At 44.1% G+C, this 25,854-nt stretch carries 31 protein-coding genes and 1 other annotated feature; of the genes, 6 read left to right on the top strand and 25 right to left on the bottom strand.

Going from position 1 to position 25,854, the window contains the following annotated elements:
* The first annotated feature begins 141 nt into the window (after positions 1–141).
* The 3 genes from MOC09_RS10940 (at position 142) to MOC09_RS10930 (ending at position 2,266) form a co-directional block, all read left to right on the top strand.
* A complete protein-coding gene (locus tag MOC09_RS10940; protein ID WP_311766173.1) occupies positions 142–507 on the top strand; it encodes a DUF5412 family protein in 366 nt (121 codons plus the stop codon).
* 5 nt (positions 508–512) lie between these two features.
* On the top strand, positions 513–650 hold the full coding sequence (locus MOC09_RS10935; protein WP_268359731.1) for a hypothetical protein: 138 nt from the start codon (positions 513–515) through the stop codon (positions 648–650).
* 161 nt (positions 651–811) lie between these two features.
* Positions 812–2,266 carry an alanine/glycine:cation symporter family protein gene (locus MOC09_RS10930; RefSeq protein WP_268359733.1) on the top strand — a complete coding sequence of 485 codons (1,455 nt, stop codon included), beginning with the start codon at positions 812–814 and terminating at the stop codon, positions 2,264–2,266.
* Positions 2,267–2,308: 42 nt separating this feature from the next.
* Here MOC09_RS10930 and MOC09_RS10925 read toward each other — a convergent pair whose 3' ends face one another.
* From MOC09_RS10925 to nadB, 6 genes are all read right to left on the bottom strand, one after another.
* Positions 2,309–3,031: a YebC/PmpR family DNA-binding transcriptional regulator gene (locus MOC09_RS10925; protein ID WP_268359734.1), complete on the bottom strand. Its 723-nt coding sequence runs from the start codon at positions 3,029–3,031 to the stop codon at positions 2,309–2,311.
* Between the two features lie 104 nt (positions 3,032–3,135).
* Positions 3,136–3,738 (bottom strand): YhcN/YlaJ family sporulation lipoprotein, encoded by a 603-nt coding sequence (locus MOC09_RS10920; RefSeq protein WP_268359735.1) that lies wholly within the window; start codon positions 3,736–3,738, stop codon positions 3,136–3,138.
* Between the two features lie 148 nt (positions 3,739–3,886).
* Positions 3,887–5,068: a spore coat assembly protein SafA gene (gene safA / locus MOC09_RS10915; protein WP_268359737.1), complete on the bottom strand. Its 1,182-nt coding sequence runs from the start codon at positions 5,066–5,068 to the stop codon at positions 3,887–3,889.
* A 115-nt stretch (positions 5,069–5,183) separates the two neighbouring features.
* Positions 5,184–6,290, bottom strand: coding sequence for a quinolinate synthase NadA (nadA, locus tag MOC09_RS10910; protein ID WP_268370503.1), 1,107 nt, complete (start codon positions 6,288–6,290; stop codon positions 5,184–5,186).
* On the bottom strand, positions 6,277–7,146 hold the full coding sequence (gene nadC / locus MOC09_RS10905) for a carboxylating nicotinate-nucleotide diphosphorylase (RefSeq protein WP_268359740.1): 870 nt from the start codon (positions 7,144–7,146) through the stop codon (positions 6,277–6,279). The genes nadA and nadC overlap by 14 nt, the downstream gene beginning before the upstream one ends.
* Positions 7,100–8,695: an L-aspartate oxidase gene (gene nadB / locus MOC09_RS10900; RefSeq protein ID WP_268359742.1), complete on the bottom strand. Its 1,596-nt coding sequence runs from the start codon at positions 8,693–8,695 to the stop codon at positions 7,100–7,102. The genes nadC and nadB overlap by 47 nt, the downstream gene beginning before the upstream one ends.
* A gap of 102 nt (positions 8,696–8,797) precedes the next feature.
* On the opposite strand from nadB, the gene MOC09_RS10895 reads away from it, so the two are divergent.
* Both MOC09_RS10895 and MOC09_RS10890 read left to right on the top strand, forming a co-directional pair.
* Positions 8,798–9,985, top strand: a complete 1,188-nt coding sequence (locus MOC09_RS10895) for an IscS subfamily cysteine desulfurase (RefSeq protein WP_268359744.1) — start codon at positions 8,798–8,800, stop codon at positions 9,983–9,985.
* On the top strand, positions 9,945–10,487 hold the full coding sequence (locus MOC09_RS10890) for a transcription repressor NadR (RefSeq protein ID WP_268359745.1): 543 nt from the start codon (positions 9,945–9,947) through the stop codon (positions 10,485–10,487). Before MOC09_RS10895 ends, MOC09_RS10890 begins: the two co-directional genes overlap by 41 nt.
* A gap of 22 nt (positions 10,488–10,509) precedes the next feature.
* On the opposite strand, the gene pheA is transcribed toward MOC09_RS10890, so the two are convergent.
* From pheA to spo0B, 4 genes are read right to left on the bottom strand one after another with little or no spacing between them, the layout of a single operon-like run.
* A complete protein-coding gene (pheA, locus tag MOC09_RS10885; protein WP_268359746.1) occupies positions 10,510–11,364 on the bottom strand; it encodes a prephenate dehydratase in 855 nt (284 codons plus the stop codon).
* Between the two features lie 16 nt (positions 11,365–11,380).
* Entirely contained in the window at positions 11,381–11,824 is a 444-nt protein-coding gene (thrR, locus tag MOC09_RS10880) for a transcriptional regulator ThrR (protein ID WP_003222630.1), read from the bottom strand.
* Positions 11,825–11,881: 57 nt separating this feature from the next.
* Complete coding sequence (gene obgE / locus MOC09_RS10875) at positions 11,882–13,168, bottom strand: GTPase ObgE (protein WP_268370501.1); 1,287 nt, start codon at positions 13,166–13,168, stop codon at positions 11,882–11,884.
* A gap of 33 nt (positions 13,169–13,201) precedes the next feature.
* The gene (spo0B, locus tag MOC09_RS10870) at positions 13,202–13,780 is read right to left on the bottom strand and encodes a sporulation initiation phosphotransferase Sop0B (protein ID WP_268359749.1); all 579 of its coding nucleotides are present in this window, start codon (positions 13,778–13,780) and stop codon (positions 13,202–13,204) included.
* 77 nt (positions 13,781–13,857) lie between these two features.
* Here spo0B and MOC09_RS10865 point away from each other — a divergent pair, with 77 nt between their 5' ends.
* Complete coding sequence (locus MOC09_RS10865) at positions 13,858–13,980, top strand: hypothetical protein (protein ID WP_003229671.1); 123 nt, start codon at positions 13,858–13,860, stop codon at positions 13,978–13,980.
* A gap of 120 nt (positions 13,981–14,100) precedes the next feature.
* On the opposite strand, the gene rpmA is transcribed toward MOC09_RS10865, so the two are convergent.
* The 15 genes from rpmA to MOC09_RS10790 all read right to left on the bottom strand — a co-directional run bounded on the left by rpmA (position 14,101) and on the right by MOC09_RS10790 (position 25,826).
* A complete protein-coding gene (rpmA, locus tag MOC09_RS10860) occupies positions 14,101–14,385 on the bottom strand; it encodes a 50S ribosomal protein L27 (RefSeq protein WP_003222623.1) in 285 nt (94 codons plus the stop codon).
* A 12-nt stretch (positions 14,386–14,397) separates the two neighbouring features.
* A complete protein-coding gene (locus MOC09_RS10855; RefSeq protein WP_268359751.1) occupies positions 14,398–14,736 on the bottom strand; it encodes a ribosomal-processing cysteine protease Prp in 339 nt (112 codons plus the stop codon).
* Between the two features lie 2 nt (positions 14,737–14,738).
* Complete coding sequence (rplU, locus tag MOC09_RS10850) at positions 14,739–15,047, bottom strand: 50S ribosomal protein L21 (protein WP_003229668.1); 309 nt, start codon at positions 15,045–15,047, stop codon at positions 14,739–14,741.
* Between the two features lie 13 nt (positions 15,048–15,060).
* Positions 15,061–15,136: a sequence feature (ribosomal protein L21 leader region), on the bottom strand.
* Between the two features lie 57 nt (positions 15,137–15,193).
* Positions 15,194–16,060, bottom strand: coding sequence for a stage IV sporulation intramembrane metalloprotease SpoIVFB (gene spoIVFB / locus MOC09_RS10845; protein WP_268359752.1), 867 nt, complete (start codon positions 16,058–16,060; stop codon positions 15,194–15,196).
* Positions 16,053–16,847: a stage IV sporulation protein SpoIVFA gene (gene spoIVFA, locus MOC09_RS10840; protein WP_268359754.1), complete on the bottom strand. Its 795-nt coding sequence runs from the start codon at positions 16,845–16,847 to the stop codon at positions 16,053–16,055. The genes spoIVFB and spoIVFA overlap by 8 nt, the downstream gene beginning before the upstream one ends.
* A 147-nt stretch (positions 16,848–16,994) precedes the next feature.
* Complete coding sequence (gene minD / locus MOC09_RS10835; protein ID WP_268359756.1) at positions 16,995–17,801, bottom strand: septum site-determining protein MinD; 807 nt, start codon at positions 17,799–17,801, stop codon at positions 16,995–16,997.
* Position 17,802: 1 nt separating this feature from the next.
* Entirely contained in the window at positions 17,803–18,483 is a 681-nt protein-coding gene (gene minC, locus MOC09_RS10830; RefSeq protein ID WP_268359758.1) for a septum site-determining protein MinC, read from the bottom strand.
* A gap of 52 nt (positions 18,484–18,535) precedes the next feature.
* Positions 18,536–19,054, bottom strand: a complete 519-nt coding sequence (gene mreD, locus MOC09_RS10825) for a rod shape-determining protein MreD (RefSeq protein WP_077671543.1) — start codon at positions 19,052–19,054, stop codon at positions 18,536–18,538.
* A complete protein-coding gene (gene mreC, locus MOC09_RS10820) occupies positions 19,051–19,923 on the bottom strand; it encodes a rod shape-determining protein MreC (protein WP_268370499.1) in 873 nt (290 codons plus the stop codon). Before mreC ends, mreD begins: the two co-directional genes overlap by 4 nt.
* A gap of 30 nt (positions 19,924–19,953) precedes the next feature.
* Positions 19,954–20,967, bottom strand: a complete 1,014-nt coding sequence (gene mreB / locus MOC09_RS10815; protein ID WP_003222607.1) for a cell shape-determining protein MreB — start codon at positions 20,965–20,967, stop codon at positions 19,954–19,956.
* Between the two features lie 91 nt (positions 20,968–21,058).
* Positions 21,059–21,754 carry a RadC family protein gene (gene radC, locus MOC09_RS10810; protein ID WP_071577134.1) on the bottom strand — a complete coding sequence of 232 codons (696 nt, stop codon included), beginning with the start codon at positions 21,752–21,754 and terminating at the stop codon, positions 21,059–21,061.
* Between the two features lie 36 nt (positions 21,755–21,790).
* Positions 21,791–22,360: a Maf family nucleotide pyrophosphatase gene (locus tag MOC09_RS10805; protein ID WP_268359762.1), complete on the bottom strand. Its 570-nt coding sequence runs from the start codon at positions 22,358–22,360 to the stop codon at positions 21,791–21,793.
* A 152-nt stretch (positions 22,361–22,512) separates the two neighbouring features.
* A complete protein-coding gene (locus tag MOC09_RS10800) occupies positions 22,513–23,511 on the bottom strand; it encodes an SPOR domain-containing protein (protein ID WP_268359764.1) in 999 nt (332 codons plus the stop codon).
* A gap of 133 nt (positions 23,512–23,644) precedes the next feature.
* A complete protein-coding gene (locus MOC09_RS10795; RefSeq protein ID WP_268370497.1) occupies positions 23,645–24,391 on the bottom strand; it encodes a prepilin peptidase in 747 nt (248 codons plus the stop codon).
* A gap of 142 nt (positions 24,392–24,533) precedes the next feature.
* Positions 24,534–25,826: a bifunctional folylpolyglutamate synthase/dihydrofolate synthase gene (locus MOC09_RS10790; protein WP_268370495.1), complete on the bottom strand. Its 1,293-nt coding sequence runs from the start codon at positions 25,824–25,826 to the stop codon at positions 24,534–24,536.
* Positions 25,827–25,854: the final 28 nt, after the last annotated feature.

Genomic DNA, 25,854 nt, shown 5'->3' with positions numbered 1-25,854 from the left:
CTTTATCTGTTTGATTTCATCATACCAGCAGTTTATTGAGGGAATTTTAAGGAAATGTAAAGATAGCATAAACCCGTTATATGGTAAAATGAAAAAAAATGAGGGAGTTACATCAATACACGCAGCAACATCGCGCTTATCATGTTTCTTCTAATATTCTTTTGCGGCGCCGTCTATTGGATGCTATTTTCACTGAAAAACGTTCCAAAAGGCAGTCTTGTCCAATCGGTTGAATCACCGGACGGCAATTATACGTTAAACACGTATGTATCCCAAAATACCTTAAGCTTAGATGCAGCCAGAGGAGAACTGGTGAATGAAAAAACACTTGTTAAAAAAACAATTTACTGGAATTATCCGGACAGCAGCCCAGCTGTTAAATGGATGAATCACAATACAGTGAAAATCGGCAATCAGACCCTACATCTTGATACTGATGAAACGTATGATTGGCGAAGGGATGATCATTGGATCCGTGAAGAACCGCCGCAGGCGTCAAAAAGGTGATAAACATGAATGAGCTAAATAAAACAAATGAAAAACGATTTCAACACTTCCTGATTGTTTTTCCTTTTATATACGGATTAACAGAGCTCGGCTATTTGTTGCTAAAGGATTTTATCACACTTGCTATCAATTTGCCTCTGTAAGAAAAACGCGGCGTCATCAATATGCCGTGTTTTCTTTTTTTCTTCCTCTTCTCATTGAATATTACCAGTCATATAATGTGACAAATCGATTGTAGAAATAGTTCGATTAGACCAAAATCCTTTTTATACATGTATTCCAAATGAAGTGAGGGGGAAGGTTGATGGCAGATTTTGTGGCTAGTTTGAATGCGGTCTTATGGAGTACGCCCGTTATTTATATTTTATTGGGAATTGGATTTGTCTTTTCTATCATGACCCGTTTTTTGCAAGTCAGGCATTTGAAAGAAATGGTTGTGCTGATGTTCCAGGGAAAGAGCTCTGAAGCCGGTGTTTCTTCCTTTCAAGCATTATCGATTGCGCTGTCCGGCCGAGTGGGAACAGGAAACATTGCGGGTGTGGCGACAGCGATTGCCTTCGGCGGGCCTGGTGCTGTGTTCTGGATGTGGGCGATTGCCTTTATCGGCGCAGCGAGCGCCTTTGTTGAATCAACTCTTGCTCAAATTTACAAGGTGAAACAAAGCGGCCAATACAGAGGAGGCCCCGCTTATTATATAGAAAAAGGCTTAGGCATTAAATGGTTTGCCGTCTTATTTGCAGCTGCTGCCCTTATTGCAATGGCCCTTCTCATGCCGGGCGTTCAGTCGAACTCCATAGCGGCCGGCGTCCAAAATGCATTCGGCATCTCTCCTGCCATCACAGGCTGTGTTCTCGTTTTATTATTAGGGTTTATTATTTTTGGCGGCGTTAAACGAATTGCCAATGCCGCTCAAATGATTGTTCCATTTATGGCTATTGGATATATCCTGCTGTCTTTGATCATTATTGTCATGAATATTACTGAACTGCCTTCTGTCATCTCATTGATTTTCAAAAGCGCTTTTGCTTTGGATTCCGCTTTTGGCGGCCTGATCGGCATGGCGATTTCCTGGGGTGTTAAACGAGGCATTTACTCAAACGAAGCCGGCCAGGGAACAGGCCCGCATCCAGCGGCCGCTGCAGAAGTTTCCCACCCGGTCAAGCAGGGGCTGGTTCAGGCATTTTCGGTTTACATCGACACCTTATTTGTATGTTCCGCAACAGCATTCATGATCTTGTTTACTGGTATGTATAATACTCAGGCTGCAGATGGTTCCTTTATTGTGCAACATCTTAAAGGCGTAGAGGCGGGGCCTGGCTTTACTCAAGCGGCTATTGACAGCGTGCTTCCCGGATTCGGTGCAGGCTTTGTCGCCATCGCTTTATTCTTCTTCGCATTTACAACAATTATGGCGTATTACTACATCGCGGAGACAAATATCGCCTATTTAGCCCGAGGCAGAGAAAGCAAATGGGCAATGCTTGGCTTAAAACTGATTATTTTAGCCGCGACATTCTATGGAACAGTGAAAACTGCTTCACTGGCTTGGGCATTAGGCGATGCAGGGCTTGGCATAATGGTCTGGCTGAACGTCATTGCCATTGTACTGCTTGCCAAACCGGCGCTTCTCGCTTTACAGGATTATGAACGCCAAAAGAAGCAGGGGGTAGATCCTGTCTTTGATCCGAAGGCACTGGGCATCAAAAATGCGGATTTCTGGGAGAAAGAATACACACAAGAAAATGAGCGTGTTTCTTAAACATGAAAAAAACCGGCCCGATATCACATCGGCCGGTTTTTTTTATAAGCGGTAATTGGTATACACTTCTTGAACGTCATCGTCATCTTCAAGGATGCCAACCAGCTTTTCCAGCTTCTCAACAGCCTGTTCATCGGCATCTGCATAGGTTTTCGGAAGCATGGTCACTTCCGCTGAAGAAATTGGATATTTCGATTCAAGAGCTGTTTTTACCTCTTCAAAACGCTCGGGCTCTGTTAATACCTCATATTGGTCTTCTTCTGTCTGCAGCTCTTCTCCCCCAGCTTCCAGCACATCAAGCATGAGCTCATCTTCTTCTATTTGCTGCTCTGTCCGGTCGATTGCAATGTATCCCTTCCGTTCAAATAAATAGGCTACACATCCGCTTTCTCCCAGACTTCCGCCATTTTTATTAAATGCTGTCCGCACGTTTGATGCCGTTCGGTTTTTGTTATCTGTTACACATTCAACCATGACGGCGATCCCTGATGGGCCGTAACCTTCATAGGTGATTTCCTCATAGCTGCCTCCGTCCTGGCTCCCCGCTGCTTTTTTAATGGCACGGTCTATATTTTCATTTGGCATATTGGCGCCTTTTGCTTTTTCAATGACAAGACGCAATGCTGAATTTGCTTCCGGATCAGCTCCGCCTTCTTTTGCTGCCACATAGATTTCTTTCGCAAGCTTCATAAATATATTCCCGCGCTTTGCATCCTGCGCATTTTTTCTTTTTTGTATGTTTTTCCATTTGGAATGGCCTGCCATATGTTCACCTTCTTTTTACGATTTTCTATGTACACTTTAATGGGTATTGTTTGTTGTTGCAAAGAAAAAGGCTGCCGAATAGAACGTCCGGCAGCCTTTCAGTCCTAGCGCTTGTTCATTTTATGCAGTTTCGTGAACAGTCCTTTATCTGTGGACACTTGGACGTCACGGCCATCCGCATAGTTGCGTGCTGCTTTTGCAACATTTTCCCTGTCAGACTGAGTGAATTCTCTATGACTTCTGACTGCAACGACGACTCGGTCATCTGTTACCATCACTTGTGTGTCGTTGACATTTTTCACTTGTTTCACACGATTGGCAATTTTGGCAGCCAGTCTTCTGTTTTCTTGGTTGTCGTATCCGTTGTTCGTCGCGTTTCGATTCATGTTTCTGTTATTCGTGTTGTTATATGTTCCGTCAGTTGCCAAAGGAACACGGTCATCAGCAGTAACACGGTCACGGCGGTCATTTACATTCGTGGTGTTTCCGTTGCCGCCGTTCTGGTCCTCCATTAATTCAGTAACAGGACCATCATTGTCAACAATTCCTTCTCCCTGTCTGTCAGCGTCATTTTCATTTGTATAATATCCGATTGGACGGGTATTGCCGTTATTGCGCGTATCATTCATAGCATTATCGTTTGCTCCGCATGCTGTTAAGCCGGCTGTCATTAGAATCAAGCTCGCGATCGTCATTTTTTTACCCAATGGAAAAGCCCCCCGTGGACGAATTTGAGCATGTTTGCTCTTTTTTATCATGTGCGCCTGAGGGGCATGTTAAGCGTGTCAGTTCTGTCCATTTGACAGTGATCTGCTTGAAAACAAAAAAAGGAACGATTTACATCGTTCCGAACAATTACTCATTTTCTTCTTCCGGCCGGCCAAACATTTGGTTTACAGATGGCTGATTCGTCATCGGCATAGAAACACCGGCGCCATATGGATTTTGATTAGGATTAGGATTTGGGTTTGGGTTAGCTGCGCCATAAGGCAAATTAGGGCTTCCATAAGCACCTAATCCCGAATATCCAGGTGCGGAGAAATATGGCTGATGATCATCGTCACAGCCGCAGTCGTCATGATCTTTGTACGGCATGAATCCTGGAGCTGCACCCGGCTGGTATGCTCCCATCACTTGAGGTGCACCGTAATGAGGGCCGTACGGCATATGTCCATACGGAGATCCATAAGCCGGAGATGCGAATTGAGGCGCCCCGAATGAACCATAATGTCCATGATGACTGTTTTCATGATGCTGGTTTTCATATTCACCCGGATGATACTGAGGCGATACAAAACCTGGCTGATATCCATGAGTCTGATACATTGGATAAGGCTGTGCCGGGAAGAACGGGTAGCATAATCCTGATCCCGGAAGAATCGGTGAAACAGGAACCGGACACGGCACAAAATGAGCAGGATAATGAAAATGGGGCTGAACAGCCGGCATATTCGGAACTGTGTGATGAACGTTTTCTTCTTCCATACCGCCTACCTCTGGCGCCTTTGGCATATTAGGCATATTCGGATAATTTGCATTTTCCATATTACTCATAGCCTCCTGTTGTGGAAATTGATCTTGCATGTGATGCAGATGATCTACATTTCCGTCATGATGTTTTTTCGGCTCCTCCGGTTTAGGAGGCGACCAAGGCTGGAAAAGCTGTTTCATATCATAATAATCGTTCACATCAGCTTCAGGATACACATTTTCCTGTAAATTAGGCATCGGCGGGACATATGGCACAGACTTTTTTTCTTTCGGCTTTGTGTCTTCTACGTCAACAACGGATTTAGGCTTTTCTTTCGCATACGGATGGTCTTGCTTCACACTCCCGCCCGCCGCCGGACTTTTGCCTGCTTTTGTCTCTTTTCTGACCAAGACCCCTTCAGACGGCACTTTTATTTTCATTCCAGGCATAATTAAGTCTGGATTGCTGAGCTGCGTATTGAGTTTTTTCACTTCCTCAACATCAACTCCGTACTTTTCAGCTATTTTCCAGAGCGAATCGCCTTTTTGAACGATATGGATTTTCAACGTTTTCCCCTCCTATGCAAAACGTGAACAGTTCAGCTGTGATTACAATATGTTTCTTCACAACATATGCCCGAAAAAAAGAAGTTATGAGTACAGGAGGGGAAATATTTCTGATTTACGTGATTGTAAGCATTCGATTCAAGGCAAGAAGGGCATCCTGCTGAATGGCTTTTGGCACTTTGATCACGCCTGTAGGTGCTCCTTTATCTATTTGCTCCAAAGACCACAGCAAATGCGGCAAATCGATTCGATTCATTGTCAGACACGGGCACATGTCAGGATTGAGTGATTCGATTTGTTTATCAGGGTGCTCGTGAATGATCCGCTGCACAAGATTCATTTCTGTTCCAATTGCCCACTTGCTTCCCGCCGGTGCCTGATTGATTGTATCGATAATATATTTCGTTGATCCGCTATCGTCACTTAATGTTACGACTTCATGTGAGCATTCCGGATGGACAATGACCCGAATTTCCGGATCACGCTCTCTCACATCATGGATATTTTTTACGGTGAATTTTTCGTGAACAGAGCAATGCCCTTTCCACAAAATCACTTTCACATTCTTATAATCAAATTCAGTCACTAATTCATCTTTCATCGGATCCCACACAGCCATTTCCTCAAGCGCGATACCCAGATCATATGCCGTATTTCTCCCTAAATGCTGATCAGGCAAAAATAAAATTCGTTTTTTCTGTGTGAACGCCCACTCAAGCACTTTTTTCGCATTCGAAGAAGTTACAGTTGCTCCGCCATGCTTACCGACGAAAGCTTTGATCTCCGCCGTGGAGTTCACATAAGTTAATGGTATGATCGTATCTCCGAATGTATGCTTAAGTTTCTCCCACGCCCTATTGGTCTGCTGCATGTCAGCCATGTCAGCCATAGAACACCCTGCTCTCATATCAGGCAGGATGACCGTCTGTTGTTCGCCGGTCAGCATATCAGCAGTCTCTGCCATAAAATGCACGCCGCAAAATACGATATAATCCGCTTCTTTGTTTTTTTCCGCAATGTGGGCCAGCTGCAGGGAATCGCCTGTTTGGTCAGCAAATTGTATCACTTCATCCTTTTGATAATGATGGCCTGGTATAAAGAGCCTGCTGCCAAATTTTTTCTTGATGGCGGCAACACGCATTTCCATATCCTTTCTCGATATTTGTTTATAGCCTTCTGGCATCATATCATTCGATTGTTTGATTACATCAAGAATTGACATAACGGCATTCCTCCACAGATTTATTTGGTAACGCAACATCCATGCTGATATCTAAACTTTTAACGGAATGGGTCAAAAATCCTAATGAAATATAATTTACGCCGGTCCCCTTAAAAGCAGGTAAAGATTGTAACGTAATCCCGCCCGAAGCTTCTGTTTTTATATGGTTCGGAGTGAGATTTGCAAAATGGCGTACTGTATCAGGCGGGCAGTTATCAAACATAATAACGTCTGCTCCTGCCTCAATTGCTTCCTTTAGCTGTTCCTCCGTTTCAATTTCCACCTCGATATTGACCATATGACCTGCAGCCTGACGCGCTTTTTTGCATGCCTCTAAAATAGAGCCGCATGCTGCAATATGATTATCTTTAATCATGATACCGTCATACAATCCGAAGCGATGATTATACCCGCCCCCGGCTCTGACTGCGTATTTTTCCAGCATTCTCAACCCCGGTGTTGTTTTTCTCGTGTCACAAATTTTAATCTGTTCATCATCCAGCCGCCGAACCGCCTCCCTTGTCATCGTCGCAATTCCTGACAGCCTCTGAATAAGATTTAATACGACCCGCTCTCCTGAAAGAAGTGCAGCCGCCGGACCGCGCAACACCGCAATCACTTCGCCTTTTCGCAAAATATCCCCATCCGTTTTATGTAAAATGGTTTGCACATGTTTGTCTAATAAAGCAAAGCCTTCTTTTATCACCGCAGCCCCGGCAAAGATCCCGTCTGACTTTGCAACAATCTCCGCTTCACAGCTCTGTTCTCCAAAGATAGACTGTGATGTAAGATCACCTGTCCCTATATCCTCAAGAAAAAAGTGATTCAGCAATTTTTTCAGCTGTAAATGATTCATTTTTCCCAATCCCCTCGTTTTTTCTAATCTTTGTTCCCTTTTTCGTATGGACAATTTGCCTACCTTGCCAGCGCACATCAGCTTGAGGAAAATCGGTGCGAAAGTGTGCTCCCCTGCTTTCCTCCCGCAAAAGCGCGGAAGATGTCATCAGCTTTGCAGCCTGCCATAAATGAGAAAGCTCCAGCTGAGTTATTGTGATATCCTTCACATTCACTTCCTGACATGGCAGCTTATGAAGCCAGTTGCTCAGCTCAATCAAATTTCCTTGTTCCCGCAAGATAGACATGTGGCTCGTCATTCTGCTTTGCAGTTCATACACCTCTGTGTGGGGCACCTCATAGATTACACTGGTTTTAGGTGCAGATTGATATCGTAAGTTATAAACCGGATTTTGCATGATATGCTCTGCTGCTCTTTTTCCAAACACCAGCGCTTCCAATAAGGAATTGCTTGCAAGCCGATTGGCTCCGTGTAAACCGGTGCATGCAGTCTCTCCTATTGCATAGAGCCCCGGCACTGTCGTTTCCCCCCAGCAATTAACTGAAACACCCCCCATTAAGAAGTGCATTCCCGGGGCAACAGGTATTTTTCCGCTTCGGATATCAACCCCTGCTTTTTCACAAATAACGGTGATGGTAGGGAAACGTGCTTTAAAATCAGAAATCGCACTGCAGTCGATATAAACGCGGTTTCCTTTTGCCATTTCTTCATGAATAATCCGTGAAACGATATCCCTTGGAGCCAAGTCACCTAAAGGATGCCGTCCAGCCAGAATCCGGCGGCCGTTTTCGTCAACCAGACTTCCGCCTTCCCCTCTGACAGCTTCTGAAACAAGCCCATATGAAACACCATTTTTCACAAGCAGTGTCGGGTGAAACTGGGTAAACTCTAAATCCGTTAATTCCGCACCGGCCCGATAAGCCAGAGTAAGGCCGTCACCTGTGACAGATGGATCGTTCGTATGGTGAAGAAACAGGCTTCCGCATCCGCCGGCCGCCAGCACAACTGCATCCGCATGTCTTACTTTGATCCGCCCTTTGCTGTCTTTTGTGATGACACCGATACAGCGTCCATTCTCCATAAGCAAATCTGCTGCTGTTTCATGCTCAATTAGCTCGATATTGCTGTCGATCTGTTTCAGCAAATAATCAACCAGCAGTCTGCCTGTTGCATCCCCGCCTGCATGAAAAATCCGGTTGTATGTGTGGGCTCCTTCTCTGCCAAGACAAACATCGCCTTGTTCATTGCGATCGAAAGGGAATTCGCTCTCCAGCAGGTGTTGAATCATATTTTTCCCATCTTGTAAAACGTCTGCTGCAATCGTCAGATCGTTATGTCCGCACCCGGCATATAACGTATCCTTCAGATGAGCTTCAATTGAGTCACCTTTTGAATAAGCTGCTGCAATACCGCCCTGCGCATAGACAGAATTGCTGTTTTTGATGCTTTTCTTTGTGATGACAGTCACTTCGTATGAGGACGGCAAAGCGGACGCTAAAGAAAGTGCCGCCGCCCCAGAACCGATGACTGCAATCGTCTTTTTAGACATATGCTACCCTCCTGTTGTTCACACCTGTCTTGACACCTATATTTACACAAGGATAAAATAAACTCAAGAGTTTTTTATGGAGAACGGATGGAGGACAACCGGATGATTTATTTAGATTATGCAGCGACAACACCTATTTGCGAAGAAGCTCTTAACGTTTATCAAAAGCTCAGTATGGATATGTACGGAAATGCCAGCAGCCTGCATGATGCGGGAGGAAAAGCAAAGCACATACTGGAGTACTGCCGTGAGAAAGTTGCTGAGATCATTAGCGGAGATGCAAGCGGCATCTATTTTACAAGCGGGGGCACAGAATCCAATTTTCTGGCCATTCAATCATTGCTAAACGGCCTGCCAAAAACGAAAAGACATTTTATAACGACTGCGATGGAGCATCAGTCTATTCATAACTGTGCTGCTTTTTTAAAACAGCATGGATATGATGTAACGATCATTGAACCGAATGAATACGGACTTATTACCGAGGAAATATTAGCAGCTCATATCCGCCCGGAAACAGGCGTGGTATCTATTCAGCATGCCAACTCTGAAACTGGGATCATTCAGCCTATTCAAAGGCTGTCTTCATACCTGCACAAAAAAGGTATTCTTCTTCACTGCGACGCTGTTCAAACATTCGGGAAAATTCCTATTAATACAGAAGAACTGGGAATGGATGCACTCTCAGTGTCCAGTCATAAAATCCACGGCCCTAAAGGAGTTGGCGCGGTCTATATTCGGCCAAATGTCCCTTGGAAACCCGTTTATCCGCTCACCTCTCATGAACACGGATTCAGAGCCGGCACCGTGAATGTTCCCGGGATCGGAGCCTTCACTGCCGCTGCAGAGCTGATTATAAGTGAAATGGATAAACAAATATCCCGCAATAAGGCATTAAGAACATACTTTTTAGACCAAATCAGCATCCGGTCTCTCCCTGTATCCCTTGCGGCAGATACTGCAAAAACAGAGTATCTGCCGCATATTATAGGGTGTTTTTTTCACTCATTTGAAGGACAATATGTTATGTTAGAATGTAATCGGAGTAATATTTGCATTTCAACGGGCAGCGCTTGTTCTGCGGGTTATCACGGTCCGTCTGCAACGATGAAAGCACTAAGAAAAACAGAACAGGAAGCCCTGCAATTTATCCGTATCTCTTTTGGAAGGCATACAACATCTGAACAGCTGGATAAGTTATTACATACGTTTACAGCGCTTTGGGAACAAAAGAAAGGAGAATTTGATATTGACCGAAGAATTAAAGCTTATGGGCGCCAACAGGCGTGACCAGCTTCTTCTGTGGCTGAAGGAATCCAAATCACCGCTTACAGGAGGAGAACTCGCAAAAAAAGCGAACGTTTCAAGACAGGTAATTGTTCAGGATATATCGCTCTTGAAAGCGAAAAATGAACCGATTATCGCCACAAGCCAAGGGTATGTATACATGGATACAGCCGCTCAGCAGCATCAGCAGGCAGAAAGAATCATAGCTTGTCTCCACGGCCCTGAACGGACAGAAGAGGAATTGCAGCTCATCGTGGATGAAGGTGTTACAGTAAAAGACGTAAAAATCGAACACCCCGTCTACGGAGATTTAACTGCAGCCATCCAAGTAGGCACCAGGAAAGAAGTTAGCAATTTCTTAAAAAAAATCAATTCCACGAATGCAGCCTATTTATCACAGCTGACGGACGGCGTGCATCTTCATACACTGACAGCTCCCGAAGAATACCGCATCGACCAAGCCTGCCAAGCACTCGAGGCAGCCGGTATTTTAATTAAAGACTAAAAAAAGCCCTTTTTGGGCTTTTTTATAATTGGTAGGACTGATATGCACCAAGAAGCTTCACTTGGCAGCCGAGCGCTTCAAGCTCCTGCATCGCACCTGGAATCAATACCTCATCAAACGCCTTCTCAATATCAATAATAAAGAAATAATGGCCTAATCCGGTTTTAGTCGGACGTGATTCAATTTTTGACAAGTTTAAGTTTCTCCAAGAAAAAGCGGACAGTACTCTGTGCAGCGCCCCGGATTGATCATCCGGAAGCATCACCATCAGGGTCGTTTTAGGCCTTGAGCTCAATTTTGAATTCACTTCAAAAGATATGTTTTCATCAGGAGACAGGATAACAAATCTTGTATGATTGTCCCTATAATCCTGTATATCTCGTTTCACGATTTTTAATTCATATGTAGAAGCTGCCATTTCATTGGCAATGACCCCGATATTCAGTTCGGGATGGTCACTGACAAATTTTGCTGCCGCCCCGGTTGAGTTGGCGTATTCATATGGAACGGAAGGAAAATGTTGATGAAGAAATTTATGGCATTGCGCAATTGCATGAGAGTGCGAATAAATTTTGTCGAGCTCTTTCCAAGCATTCTCTCTGGAAGGATGGACAAGCAAGTGCTGATGAATCGGCAATGTCATCTCACCCACAATTGGCAAGGGCTGTTCATGGATTAAATAGTCTATCGTTAAGTTTACTGATCCTTCTAATGCATTCTCTAAAGGAACAAAAGCGAAATCCACTTCCCCTGAAACTGCCGCATCTATACACTCCGGTATGGTGCGGTAAGCAACATGTTCGGCGCCGTTTTGAAAACAAGAACTGACTGCTAAATGTGTGAATGTTGCTGCTGGACCTAAATAACCGACTTTCATGACGATATTCTCTCCCTTATGCACCTGAACCTAATATTTCAACCTTTTCTACAAAATCAAACTTCCTGAGCTTATTCATTAACGTATGAATGTCTTCTTCCATTGCGGATGTACTGATCGACAGTGTCACATTTGCTCTGCCTTGAAGCGGGATGGTCTGGTGAATGGAAAGTACATTGCTTCCAGAATCAGCCACTGCCTGCAGGAGCTGCGATAACGCACCTGACCTATCCTCCAAATGAAAGAAAAGTGTGATAATTTGTTCTTTAACCATAGTGTAGAATGGAAAGACAGCATCTCTGTATTTATAAAACGCACTTCTGCTTAAATCGACTTTTTGAACGGCATCTGCCACTGAATCTGCCTTTTTTCGATCAAGCAGCTTTTTGACTTCCAATGTTTTTCTCATCGCATCGGGCAATACATCTTCACGGACAAGATAAAATGTCTCCTCTTTCATTTGCATCCCCCCTTTAAAATAGAGAGCCTGTTAACCAGGCTCTCCTAAAAGCCATCATTAATCAATAAATTCAAATTCGAATTCCAGAAGCCTGATAATATCTCCATCCTTGGCTCCGCGTTCTCTGAGCGCTTCATCGACACCCATGCCGCGCATCTGTCTTGCAAACCGTTTAACCGATTCATCACGCGAGAAATCAGTCATCTTGAATAACCGCTCAAGACTGTCTCCTGAAAGGACAAATACACCGTCTGGATCGCGTGTAATGTTAAATGGCACTTCTTCATTCTCGATCGTGTACATGACACGGTTTTGTGTAAGCTCTTCCTCATCATACAGCGGGAATTCTGGTGTGTTCTCCAGCTGGTTGGCCACTTCAAACAGAAGCTCACGAAGACCTTCTCTTGTCACCGCACTGATCGGGAATACCGGGTAATCATCGGTCAGCTTTTCTTTAAAGGCTTCAAGATTTTCCGCAGCCTGCGGCATGTCCATTTTATTGGCAACAATAATTTGCGGACGCTCAGTGAGACGCAGGTTGTACTCGCTCAGCTCCTGGTTAATCGTCACATAATCCTCATACGGATCGCGGCCTTCCAAGCCGGACATATCAATGACGTGAACGATAACCCTTGTCCGTTCAATATGGCGCAAAAACTGGTGTCCAAGTCCGACCCCCTGGTGTGCACCTTCAATCAATCCCGGTAAATCAGCCATAACAAAGCTGCGTCCGTCATCTGTTTCAACCATGCCGAGATTCGGGACAAGCGTTGTAAAGTGATAATCCGCAATTTTCGGTTTTGCAGATGAGACAACAGACAGCAAAGTGGATTTTCCCACACTCGGGAACCCGACAAGCCCGACATCCGCAAGCACTTTCAATTCAAGAACAACGTAACGTTCTTTTCCCGGTTCGCCGTTTTCTGAAAGCTGAGGCGCGGGATTAGCCGGTGTGGCAAAGCGGGTATTTCCTCTTCCGCCTCTACCGCCCCTTGCAATGACAGCCTGCTGTCCGTGCTCTGTTAAATCAGCAATAACCTGCTTTGTATCATCATCTGTCACAACGGTGCCTGGCGGAACTTTAATGACCATATCATCAGCATTTCGCCCGTGCTGGTTTTTGGACATACCATGCTCGCCGCGAGTCGCTTTAAAGTGTTTTTTGTATCTAAAATCCATCAAGGTGCGGAGACCTTCATCTACTTCAAAAACGACGTCTCCTCCCTTTCCTCCGTCACCGCCGGCAGGGCCGCCTTTCGGCACATATTTTTCACGGCGAAACGCAACCATCCCGTTGCCGCCGTCGCCGCCTTTTACATATACTTTCACCTGATCTACAAACATAATGTCCTCCGTTCTAAACCGTTAAAAACTCCGCTAGTCCAACCCAATTTCAATCAGACATTCGTGACTTGTGATCTCAAAACGCATGATATCAACGCCCTCATGTCCATTTTGCCGAATATCATCAAAAGCAGATGGATCGGCAAAGGCGCCGTGAAAATCAAGGTACAGAATCAGCTGTCTGTCAGGATGATCCGTTTGGAGCGAAACCGTTAAATGATTTTCACTCTCTCTGCTGACTGCTTGATCAAACAGACCAAACAGCTTTCTCATCAGTTTCGCCAGCTTTTGATCATAAGGCGATAAATCCTTAACTTCTCCAAGAACTTCATATTCAAGCGTCATATAATGGGTCTTCCAATTGAACGTTAGAAAATCAAACGCCAAATGCGGTGTTTTCAGGTTTGAGAGCTTTGATTCGTGCTTTGCGTCTATAACCATTTCTTCAATCATTTCAAAGACGCGGTCATACTTCTGCAAGCTTAAGTTTCCTTTAATCAGCTGCAGCTTATTCATCCAATCATGCCGGGAATGACCCAGCAGATGAATCAGTTCGTTTGTTAATGCCGTGTCGCTTATATTTTCTTCTTGATTTTTTGAAACATCCTTCATTTTCGCACTCCCAATCATTTAATTTCTTATTTAGGAGTCTGTATAAGTGTGTATTATGAATTATAACAGAGAAGGCTTTGTTAGAAAAACAATTGTTTTTCCCAGAAATATCATGTTCCTTTTTTCTGGCTTTGGTTGATTTGCAGCCAGGCAGAACATTTTATGTATTACTGCTTGGGGAACATATCCAGTGGGTTTGAGATGTTTATTCTCATTCTTGGCGGGGTCTGCTCGCACATACTCTGCATTTCATTCTTGGTGTTTACTCCGCATATTGCAAAAAAAACTCCAGTCATCATCGACCGGAGTTTTTTGAATCATTATTGAGCTACAGGATATACGCTCACTTTTTTGCGGTCACGACCGAAACGTTCGAATTTAACAGTTCCGTCGATTTTCGCAAATAGAGTGTCATCTCCGCCGCGGCCCACGTTTTCACCTGGGTAAATTTTTGTTCCGCGTTGACGGTAAAGGATAGAACCGCCTGTTACGAATTGACCGTCAGCACGTTTAGCACCTAAACGTTTAGCCTCAGAGTCACGTCCGTTCTTTGTAGAACCTACTCCTTTTTTAGAAGCGAAAAACTGAAGATCTAATCTAAGCATGTAGCTCACCTCCTATATTATGTTTGTGGTCACACGCAAATGATCTTTGTAATCCCGTTCGATTGTATCCAACGAGACAATCATGCCCTCAATCAGCAGCTGAGCTTTTTGGCGCGCCTCCGGATCAAGAGATTCAGGGAATTCAAAATAAAAATAACCCCCGTCCTCCCCTATATCAAGAAGCGGCTCGAAGCCTGCGAGCACAATGACCGCGTTAACGGCTCCAAACACAACGGCTGTCACTCCGGCACAAACAAGATCTTGTCCATGTTCAGCAAAATTCGCATGGCCTGTCATTTCAAAAGACAAAATGCCCTTATCATGAGACCTTCTGATTGTTGCCTGAATCATGCTTACGCGTTGATTTTTTCGATCGTCACTTTAGTGTAAGGCTGACGATGACCTTGTTTTTTATGAACGTTTTTCTTTGGTTTGTATCTGAAAACAGTGATTTTTTTCGCGCGGCCTTGTTTTTCAACTTTAGCCGTTACTGTTGCGCCTTCAACTGTTGGGTTGCCGACTTTCACGTTGTCTCCGCCAACAAACAAAACGTCTTCAAAAGTAACTGTTTCACCTGCTTCAGCAGCAAGTTTCTCGATGTAAACAGTTTGGCCTTCTTCAACTTTGATTTGTTTTCCGCCTGTTTTAATGATTGCGTACATTCTCTGCACCTCCTATTAGACTAAGACTCGCCAGATACCAGGGGGCTAAAAAAGCTCTTAACACCTGTACTGAGCGGTTGTAGCAATGGTGCTACATCCATAACATTAAAAAATATACCAAAATACAAGGCGTTTGTCAATTGATTTTAGTAAGGCAGCAGCAGTTCCTCCATAGAGGAATTCGTCCGCTTATCGGCAAAGTAGGCGTGCAGCACTTCATTTTCGTCAAGCTGGCTGAGTTTCTGCCCTGATTTCTCTATAATAATCGGATGTTTACAGCCGCGCTTGAACTCGGCCATCACATGATAGACTTTATCCTCCGCCTTTACTGTCAGCGGCAGCAGTTTTTCAAGCTCCCGGTTTTTCCCGTAATACCTTTCAAGGAGGAATCTCACATGGACATAGTGCCTCTGCCTGTATTCCTCAAACAGAGAAACAGCCAGAAAGACAAACAAAACCCATGCGCTGATTTGCAGAGGAATCACAAATAACACCCAGCCCCCAAGCAGCAGGCAGAAGCAGAGCGACGTCTTTAAATTGAGCCGGTGTGCCTTTTGAAAAGGAAGCTGCTTGGAAAACAACAAAAATAATAGCTTTCCGCCATCAAGCGGCCAAATCGGCAGCAGGTTCACAAATAAAATAGAAAGATTATAAAAGGTGAAGAGTTCAAAGGTATGCTGATGAATCACTGAGAATTCTGCTAGCATCCAGGCAGCAAGCTGAAGCCAGATATGCTGAAGAGGGCCGGCAATAATCACCGCAAACTCTTCCTTTAACGGCCGATTCCCGTGCTCTTCCACTTCAACCGTTCCTCCAAACGGCAGCAAAAAAACACGCTTGATTCTCCAAGAAAAAAACACGGCTAGAGCAGCATGCCCCAGCTCATGGATCAGTACAATCAGGAGCAGACATAATAATGCTTTTATATGGCCTGTAAGCAGCCCCAGCGCCGCGATAATCCAAAGAAAAGGATGCACATGAATCTTCAAGATAAGGTCAATCCATTTATTCAAATGAAATCACCTGTATCGGATCAATAAATTTATCGCCGTCTTTCATGGCAAAATAATAGACCCCTTTATTATGATCATCAAGTTTAATGGAACCGAGCTTTTTGCCTTTATCCACAAAATCATATAAAGCAACATCCACATCTTTAAGCTCGCCATAAATGCTATAAGTATTGTCAGCATGCTGCACCTTAACTGTCAGTCCCGTCTGGCTGTCTTTGCTGACTTCGACTACATAGCCTTCCTTTATGCTATCAATTGTATCGCTGCTGGTTTCGACTTTAATGCCTTCTCCGTTGTCCTGAAAATCCTGCTGCACTTTCCCGGATGCAGGCGCAACCAGGTCTTGGCCCACTTCAACCTGCTGTTCCTTATTTTTATGTTCAGGAGCCAGAAAAGCGAGTGGATTGCCAAATTTCGTTTCAAACCAATGGCTTGCTGAAGCAAATTGAAATTCAGTTTCGAAGGTTTTGGCAACGGCGGGTTTTATTTGGCTGACGGGCCCGATGTTTGTTTTATAGGCTATGGCGGAAACGAGGACAAGGCAGGCCGACAGAAGACATTTCAGGATAATAGAATCTGTTTTAACCAAAGGGTGTTTCCCGTTAAATGTTGATATGTTATCTTCATAGACCGGCAGAGTTCCATGCTTTTCCTGATCCGTGACCATCACCCATGACGGGGGTTTTTGCTTTTCAGAAACGGTCTGAGTAGAGAGACGTTTCGAGCCGGAAAGCTGTTTTCTTCTTTTCTCTAATCGTTTTCTGATTTCATCTGCTCTGTGACTCATTGCCATCATCCTTTGCATTCGTTGGGTTTGTACATCATATGTCTTGTCCATGGCAAATATTCGTTTTACTCAGCACAAAGCAGACAAAAACAAAAAAACCTGACACAGCATTCGCTTTGTCAGATTCTTCTCTTTGATTCTATCACATTAAGATCTTACTCCGAAAAATGATTTAATCTTAGCCATCATTCCTTTGTTTTGCTCTTCAAGCACCTGCAAAGGAACAGATTCACCTAAGATACGGCGGGCAATATTGCGGTATGCAATGGAAGCTCGGTTTTTCGGGTCCATCGCAATCGGTTCACCGTGGTTGGAAGCTTTAATGACTTCATCATCATCAGCCACGATTCCGAGCAAATCGATCGACAAATGCTGTACGATTTCGTCGATATCCATCGTGTCACCGTTTTTCATCAAATGATTTCTGATTCTGTTTACAATGAGCCGCGGCGATTCAATACTTTCCTCTTGCTCCAACAGTCCTATAATACGGTCAGCATCACGAACAGCTGAGATTTCAGGGGTTGTGACCACAATCGCTTTGTCTGCTCCGGAAACGGCATTTTTGTAACCTTGCTCAATGCCGGCAGGGCAGTCTATGATAACATAGTCAAATTCCTGTTTGAGCTCTTGTACCATATTTTTAATTTGCTCAGGAGCAACAGCTGTTTTATCGCTCGTTTGTGCAGCGGGCATTAAATAGAGCAGATCATCGAAACGTTTGTCTTTTACGAGCGCCTGATGCATTTTGCATCTGCCTTCTACAACGTCTACAAGATCGTAAATAATTCTATTTTCAAGACCCATTACAACATCAAGGTTGCGCAGTCCTATATCAGTATCTACTAAGCATACACGCTTCCCTAAAATGGCTAAGGCGGTACCGAGGTTCGCAGATGTTGTTGTTTTACCTACTCCGCCTTTTCCCGAAGTTATTACGATAGCCTCACCCAATTCACATTCCTCCCTCAAGCCTTGTTAGATCAGGTCTTAAATGAGCCAAATGTTGAAGGCGTTCAATGACCATATTTCCGTCTGTATCTAAATAAGCACATTCCATTTCGTTCCCTTTTTGAATGTGGTCTGGGGAGCGATTTAACACGTGGTTGATTCTTAATTGTGTCGGCAGCATTTCAGAGGCGGCGATGACCGCTTGATTATTTCCATTAAACCCGGCGTGCGCAATTCCTTTCAGTGAGCCCAGAACAAAAATGTTTCCCCCGGCCCTGACTGTTCCGCCGGGATTCACGTCACCGATCAGGAGTAAGTCGCCTTTGACCTGCAGCACTTGGCCAGAACGGACAATTTTTGAAACAGATATGATTTCGCCTTCCTCTTTCATACGCTGTGCTTCTTTTTTAGTAATGACTTCACTGTCAATAGAATGAACAAATAAATCTTTCTTTGACGCAATCAATTCAGTCAGCTGTTCCTCTTGCTCCTTATATAAAAAGCGATTTCCCAGCTTAACATGGACGCTGATTTTCTGGCCTTTTCCATCCGTATATTGTTCAATTGACAGCATATTCTGAAGACCATCGAGAAGCTCATCAAAAGAACACGCATCATCAAGATGCAATGTTAATCCATTTTTTGTTCCTTTTATTGTTACATATTGCTGCTTTTTGGTCTTCACAATACTCACCTCAACAACATACTCATTTCGTCAAAAAAAGATAAAATCCTTTTTACTCATCTCTCAATTCTTTCTTTAGACTCATAAAAAATAATTTAAATGGCAGAACCAGAATAAGAGCGGCTGCAATATTTAATAAAATTGTCGGTATAAACCGGTCAAGCACAAATCCGTTAAACGTCATGATGTCTTTATGAATCAGCGACTGAATGCCAAATACGTAAAATTCAAGCAGGCAGACAGCGAGCACAGCTATCAATATCACCACAAAAGCATTTGTATGTAGCACTTTAAACGCTTTTGAAGCCAAATAGCATAACCCGGCAAAACCAAACATATAAACGCCTAATAGACTTGTATAGTTCATGTCATATAGAAAGCCAAAAATAAATCCGTAAATCATCGCGTGCTTTTGGTTGATGAACGCTGACATAAATATCAGTACAAGCATCAGAAAACGCGGAGCAAGCACCTGATCATCTGTAACAAACGGAAAATGCACCAAATCTGTAAAAATGCTTTCCGCAGAAAAAACAAGCATCATAACGAAAGGGAGAAGGAAACGTTTCACGATCCTTCCTCCTCTGTATCGACAGTCGGCACATCACGGTTAACCACGATCACATTATTTAAATCGGTAAGGTCAGCCGCAGGTTTTACGTAAGCAACTTTCGTTAATCCATAGGAATCCGACTCGATATCAGTCACTTCACCGATTGTCAGCCCCTCTGGGAAAACCCCGCCTGTGCCTGATGTTTCAATAAGATCGCCCTTTTTCACGTCTTGTTTATCCTTGCGCTCAATAATTGTCATCTTAAGACGCTTTTTGTCTTTGTCATAGCCTTCGATCAGGCCGTAGCCTTTGCTGCCTTTTTTTCCGGAAATTTTCGTCGCAACTCGGTTATTGCGGTCAGTATCGCTTAAAAGCTGAACCGTAGACGTAAAATTGTTAAGTCCGGAGCTTTTAATCTTTCCGATTAATGCGCCTTTTTCGTTTGTAACAGCCATATCTTTCGCAACGTTTTGCTGAGAACCCTTATTAATCGTGACCTGTTTCGCCCAATTATCAGGGCTTCTGGCAATGACTGTCGCTAAAATCGGCTTGTAATCTTTAATCGATTTGACATGGCCAAGCTCGTCACGCAAGGATTTGTTTTCTTCTTCAAGTTCTTGAAGCTTGGCTTCATATTGTGTCTGTCCGTCAAGCTTCTCTCTCAGACGCTCGTTTTCTTTGTATGTGTTTTTTAAATCATTAATGTTCTCAAATATTCCTGCAAAAAATTCGGCAGGCGTATGAAAAGTATTTTGAAATACTCCCGTCGTATCGCCGATCACTTTCTCAGGCCAGGTGGTATTGCGGCCGCCCTTCAGCGAAAATCCAATCATAGCCACCAATATGATAATACACAGAAGTAATAGCATTAACCGTTTATTCGGCATCGTGTTACACCTCTTCTATTGAACTCCCGATTATCTCGTTTTACCTTTGAAAAGATGGATGTGCTCCAATGCTTTCCCTGTTCCGATCGCTACACAATCAAGCGGGTCTTCGGCGATAAGGACCGGCATTTTTGTTTCCTCACTGATCACTTTGTCCAAATTGCGAAGAAGCGCTCCGCCGCCGGTTAACACAATGCCTCTGTCCATAATATCTGCTGCAAGCTCTGGCGGTGTTTTTTCAAGTGTGCTCTTCACTGCTTCAACAATTGTAGATACAGTGTCGCGCAGCGCATTAGATATTTCTTTTCCTGTAATTTCGATGGTTTTCGGCAGACCTGTCAGTAAATCGCGTCCGCGGATTTCCATTTTATCGGATTCTTCAGGCGCTTCTGCAGATCCGATCTCCATTTTAATCGCTTCAGCTGTACGGTCGCCGATCATCAGGTTGTACGTTTTTCTGATGTAGTTGATAATCGCATCATCCATCTCATCACCGGCTACACGGATTGATTGAGACGTTACAATGCCTCCGAGGGAAATAATCGCAACTTCTGTCGTTCCGCCCCCGATATCAACAACCATGCTTCCAGTCGGTTCCCAAACTGGCAGATTGGCACCGATTGCTGCGGCAAACGGCTCTTCAATCGGATAAGCGTCACGCGCTCCGGCCTGTCTTGTCGCATCAATAACAGCACGTTCCTCAACAGCTGTAATGCCTGATGGAACACATACCATCACATATGGTTTTCTGGCAAACATGCCTTTATTTTTTATGGCCTGATTGATGTAATATTTCATCATCGTAGCCGTTGTTTCATAATCAGCAATAACGCCGTCTTTCATCGGGCGAAGAGCGACAACGTTACCCGGTGTCCGTCCGATCATATTTTTCGCATCATTTCCGACAGCAACAATCGACTTCGTATCCGTTTGCAAAGCGACAACTGACGGCTCTCTCACAACAATTCCTTTTCCTTTTACAAAAACAAGCGTATTCGCAGTTCCAAGATCTATACCAAGGTCTCTTGCACCAATTCCAAACATATGTATGTATCTTCCTTTCTTAAAGCAAAAATACCCTAAAGGGAAAAACTCATAAACTCTATTATAGCTTAATTCGACGAAAAAAAAAGTGTTACAAATATCCTTTTTCCTTTAAACTCACAAATTTTTTGTCGCCTATCACCAAATGGTCAAGCAGCTCGATGCCAATCAGATTTCCGCATTCAAACAGCCGTCTTGTCACTTCAATATCTTCCCTGCTCGGCGTCGGATCTCCAGAAGGATGATTATGAACACAGATAAAGGAAGCGGCAGATCGTTTAAACGCTTCTTTAAACACCTCTCGCGGGTGGACAATAGATGAATTCAGGCTTCCGATAAATACGGTGCGTTTATGGATGACTTGGTTTTTTGTATTTAAGTATAAACAGACAAAATGCTCCTGGGTTAAAAAACGCATATCCTCCATGACAAGATTAGCGCCGTCTTCCGGGGAGCGAATAACGAAATGTTCTTCGTTGGCTAATTTATGAATCCGGCTTCCAAGCTCAACTGCCGCCAGTATTTGAATCGCTTTTACCATGCCGATTCCCGGGATGCTTGACAGCTCTTCAACCGATGCTTCCTTGAGCAGACGCAGCCCGTCAAATGAGCGCAGCAGCCGGTTTGACAGGTCCAAAACAGATTCGTGTTTAGTCCCTGTCCGCAATAATATAGCCAAAAGTTCATGATTCGCCAAGTTCTCGGCTCCGACTTTCAAAAGCCGCTCTCTTGGCTTTTCTTTCGTTGGGAAATCTCTGAGTTTTAATGGCAGATCGTGTATGACCAAGCACTCCTTTTCTTTCCCTTCCCGTTTATAGAACCGTCATGCCTTTATATCAAAATGGCGAAGAGCTCTCATCGTTTTTGATATAGGAAGACCCATGACTGAATAATAATCTCCGTCTATTTTCTTTACAAAAAGCGCGCCTCTTCCTTGGATGCCGTATGCACCTGCTTTATCCATCGGCTCTTTTGTTTCAATATACGTCCAAATCTCTTCTTCACTGAGGGACCAAAACGTAACTTCTGTTCTATCATAAAAAGTCTCGCTGTGATTTTCAGCTTGAATGCTGACCGCGGTTATTACTGAGTGACTTCGGCCTGAAAGCCTCCGCAGCATGGTAGCAGCTTCTTCTGGATCCTGCGGTTTGCCAAGACATTCGCCGTCCAGGCATACCATTGTATCAGCGCCGATGACGATTGCATGCGGATGCAGATCAGCTACAGCCTTAGCTTTTTGTTTTGCCAACCATTGGACGTTTTCTTCAGGTGAAAAGTTTCGATTTAATTTTTCCTCTACTTCACTGACAATAATGGAGTAGGGCAGCTGGAGAAGATCGAGGAGTTCTTTCCTGCGCGGAGATTGTGATGCAAGTATTAGCGGCTTTTTCATGTCCGTCATCCTTTCAGGGTTTGCTTAAGAAAAAAAGATACTCGTTTATCCTACCAAATCACGAGGCTTGTCACAATTTCAGAAAAATAACTTTTTCATGACAAAATAAAAAAAAGCCTGTCACTAAAGGACAAAGGCTCAGGCACTTTCTCTTATTTAACGACGGCTAACAGCTCCTGCTGAGCCTTCCACCCGGCTTCAGCGCTTGGGTCCTCTAATTCCTTTAAAGCCTGTAAAATCGCTTTTTTCTCCCCTGTTTCAGACGCTTCTGTTTTACCGAGTGACTTTTCTATTTTCTCTACACTCGCTCTTGTAATATCTTCTCCGAGAATCGCCTTTGCTGCAAGCTCCGCTGTTTCCTTGAAGGAATCTGTCATATCTGACTCTATTGATAAGGAAAGCTCCTTGCCACCCCATGCTTCAAAATCGCTGTCGATTAAAAGCTGCCCTAACTGCTGTGACACGTCCTTATCACTGGCTAAGCCTGCGATGACATACGTATACCCGTCATCCTTTGACAGTGACACGGCGGAATAACCTTTTTCTGTCAGTTGTTCTGTTAACGTTTCAGCACCCTTTTCATTTGAAAATTTTCCGGCCTGCACAGCATACGTTTTATATGTACCTTCAGTATGTGCCGCCTGTTTTTCTGCGCCTGAGCTTTGTTTATCAGCAGATGTATCTCCGGCTTTTGCTGTTGGGCTGCCCAGTGAATCATCTAAAGATGCCGGGGCAGACGCTTCTTTATTGCCAGAGATATTCAACGCGAATAACCCTAATCCAGTGCCGATGACTGCCGCAAAGGCAATTGTTGCCGCCACCCTTTTTACCGGTTTGGCCGATCCGGACTTTCCTTTTGAATACACATTTGTTTTATTCTTTTGATAGGGCGGAACGACTTTTGGATCCTCTTTAAACACCTTGTCCTCCTCGGAATCCCAATTAAATTCATCTTCGTCAGGATGCTCATGGGATGCCGCAATCTCCTGTTCAGCCTTTCTCTTTTCCTCCCAATTCGAAAATGTCATGCTCTTATCCGTCTCAGTCTCAGGCGTCTCCTTTTCGTATACCGTCTCTTCTTTTCCATTAATCGTCACCTTGAGGGCTTTTTCTGCGGCTTTACTGTTTTTTTTATTCTTCCTTTTTTTCAATTCCGCTTCCTCCCTTCATTTGTTTGACCGTTCTTGTCGGCTTTTCATGCTACACACTTTAGCACAGGCGAAAAAAAAAAGAACAAGACTTTTGTCGTCTTGTCCAAAAAACGTTCGTCAAATTTTTCAGCAGTCAGCCCAATGCCAGTTTGATATAAAAAGAAACGATAGAGTCACCGTATAGATAGGCCAAAATGCTCCCTGCCGCAATTGCAGGGGCAAAGGGAAGCGGCTGACTTTTGGCTAGCCTTCCGGTCAGGACAGCTGCAGCTCCATATAATGCACCTATCAAAACAGAAAAGAAGAAGGCAGCTGCCAGCATTTTCACACCGAGCATAAAACCAATTACCGCAAATAATTTAATATCTCCTCCCCCTATTCCGCCATGGGTAATTGCAGCCATTAAGGCCAGAAAAAGAAATCCGGCGGCTGCACCTAACAGGCCTGTATACCAGGAATCAAGCGGAGAAATCAGTCTTGCAGCGGCCAAAATGGGGAGAAAAAAGATCAATATTCGATTTGGAATCAGCATAAAATGAATATCTGTCACTGTAACTATAATGAGAAGAGAAATAAACACGACGGCGGGAAATAGTTCTGAAGACGTGCCAAAGCGTATTCCGGCAGCTGTAAATAGACACGCTGTCACAAGCTCTGCCGCAGGATACATAAAAGAAATTCTGTGCCCGCAGCTTTTACATTTGCCTTTTTGGAGAAGGAATGACAGGATGGGGATTAATTCTGCCGGGGTTAATGTCTGCCGGCAAAACGAACATGCCGAACGGGGTGTGACAACGGATATCTGTAAGGGGATACGGCACCCGGCCGTATAATAAAATGAGCCAAGAATAAGCCCGAGGATAAAGAGAGCGGGAAGCATACACAACACACCTTTACTCACTGTAGATTCTGGTTTGGATTGTAGCAGAGTGAGAGGCCTGAACTCTAATCGAAACTATTTCATTTTACATATAAAAACCCCGGCAGAATCTCATTTTTCATACTGCCGGGGCTGGACGCGTTTATTGTAATCTTTTGCGGATATCAGAAATAAAGTAAAGTGATCCGGTAATAAGGACAATGTTATTTGAGCCTTTTTTGCTTTCTATGAATTCGATCACATCATCAGGATCTTCACTCCAGCTTTTATTGCTGATTTCACTTGCCTCATAGAGATCTTTTGCAAGAGCAGCACGCGGAAAATCAAAAGAAGCAAAATGAATCGCATGCGATATGGTTTCCAATTTCTTAATCATATCGTGATACGGTTTGTCCTTTAATGCACTAAACACCACAGAAATGCGGGTATCAGGAAAACGCTGCTTCATCGTTTCCACCAGCTTTTCAACGCCTTCCTCGTTATGCGCACCATCTAAGTATACCAGCGGATGTTCCTGAACAAGCTCTAACCGTCCCGGCCAAGCAGCCTTTACCAGCCCGCTTCTTAACGCTTCATCACTGATACGGGCAATATTCTCCCTATTGAGCCATTCAGCAGCCAAAATGGATAAAGCCGCATTTTGTCTTTGATGTGTGCCAATCAGAGATGTCCGAATATCTTCATAGCACTTCTCGCCCGTTTTGAATGAAAACTGTTCTCCGGCAGGCAGAGCCTCTTCATTGAAAATCACACATGTATCATGCAATGACTGGAACGGCGCAGCATGTCGTTCAGCTTCATGACGAATGACCTGTAAGGCTTCCGGCTGGGTAACAGCTGTAATGATAGGAATACCTTCTTTTATAATTCCGGCCTTTTGCCCGGCAATTTCTTCAATGGTATTACCCAAAATGTTCATATGGTCGTGTCCGATGCTTGTAATAACTGTTAAGAGCGGTTCAACTACATTTGTAGAGTCAAATCTTCCGCCCAGACCAGTTTCAAAAATAACAAAATCGACCTTATGAAACTCGGCAAAATATAAAAATGCACAAGCCGTCATTATCTCAAATTCTGTCGGCTGGCCGCAGTCCGTTTGATCAAGCGCTTCAACGTGCGGTTTAACCTGATTGACGAGTGTTGTCCATTCTTCATCTGAAATCGGTGTCCCGTTTACGCTGATCCGTTCATTAAACGTAATGATATAAGGTGACGTAAACGTGCCAACCGTATATCCGGCTTCTTGCAGCATAGTACGAATAAAAGCAACAGTTGATCCTTTACCGTTTGTTCCTGCTACGTGGAACGCGCGGATTTTCTTTTCAGGATGGCCTAACCGCGCCATCAGCTGCTCCATTCGGCCGAGACCGGGCTTCACTCCGAATTTCAGCCGGCCGTGGATCCAGCTGCGCGCTTCTTCATATGCAGTAAACAATGATAATCCCCTCTTTTATAAGGCAAGG

The sequence above is a fragment of the Bacillus sp. N12A5 genome (assembly GCF_026790125.1).
GTDB lineage: Bacteria > Bacillota > Bacilli > Bacillales > Bacillaceae > Bacillus.
The sequence above is the reverse complement of the archived record's forward strand: the minus strand, read 5'-3'. Positions and strand labels throughout refer to the sequence as shown.